Origin of the sequence: Micromonospora sp. NPDC048835, assembly GCF_040649995.1 — a bacterium.
Taxonomy (GTDB): Bacteria; Actinomycetota; Actinomycetes; order Mycobacteriales; family Micromonosporaceae; genus Micromonospora.
In genome coordinates, this window is record NZ_JBEZGM010000070.1 from 1 (window position 1) to 1162 (window position 1162).

The 1162-nt window shown below is 65.9% G+C and carries 1 protein-coding gene; it reads left to right on the forward strand.

All coding sequences use genetic code 11. The features are described from left to right. Positions 1–161 precede the first annotated feature (161 nt). A complete protein-coding gene (locus AB0C15_RS32570) occupies positions 162–1043 on the forward strand; it encodes a transposase family protein (protein WP_357358605.1) in 882 nt (293 codons plus the stop codon). Positions 1044–1162 lie beyond the last annotated feature (119 nt).

Here is a 1162-nt window from a genome sequence, read left to right on the forward strand (position 1 = left end):
GGGGTAGTTCCATCCTGAGTTGGCTGGTCAGGGGGTCTTGACGGCCTGGCGGTGGTGGAGATGGGGCAGGTCAACCATCGGTGATCTTCGGGTTGATCGATTGCCGTGGTCACGGTGTGGCGTGCAGAACATAGATGAGCCCTCGGCCAGGGTGTTCGGTCGTGACACACAAAAACCCGGTGGCCGAGGGCTCGCCGCTTGTCTACCAGTCCAGTCTTGCGCTGTCCACGAAGACCCTGACCCTGGTCGTCACCGCGATCCGTCAGCACCGTTCACGGGTGCGTTCGCGGTGGCGCAAACTGTCCGATCACCGCGCGGCAGTGATCGTGCTCGCGGTGTTACGTCATAACCAACGCCCCCACGACCTCGCCATCGGCAACGGCATATCCGCGTCCACGGTGCGTCGATGGGTCGCCCAGGTCATCGCTGTCCTGGCCACTGAGATGCCCCGCTTGTCACGAGTCCTGCGCCGCGCCCGCCACCACAACGAGGTAGTCCTACTCGACGGCACCCTCATCCCGATCCAACGCCCCCACGACCGACACCGCCGCCGCACCCACTACAGCGGTAAACACAAAACCTTCGGCCTACTCGTCCTGGCCATCACCGACCTCAACGGCAACCTGCTGTGGACCTCCGCAGCCCTACCCGCACGCACCGCAGAAATCACCGCCGCCCGCCGCAACCGCATCCCCGCGCACCTACGCGCCGCCGACCTCGCCGCCATCTGCGACCTCGGCTTCACCCGCCTCGACGACCAACCCGGCATCAGCGACGCACCCCGCCCCCGCGGCGCTCACCCCGGCCACCCCCACGACCAACCCACCATCATCACCGGCCGCCGCGCCGCCCGAGGCAAACCCCTCACCCGCCACCAAACAACCGTCAACGCCCTCATCAGCCGCGAACGAGCCACCAACGAACACGCCTTCAGCGACCTCAAAAACTGGCGAATCCTCGACCGACTACGCGGCAACCACCACCACGCCACCACCCTGATCCGCGCACTCACCGTCCTCACCCAAACCCACACCACCCGCTAACCACCCACCCACGACAAACGATCAACCCAAAGATCACCCCCGCAACGACCTGCACCCCCACCCACCACCCCCACACCGTCAAGACCCCCCGACCAGCCAACTCAGGATGGAACTACCCC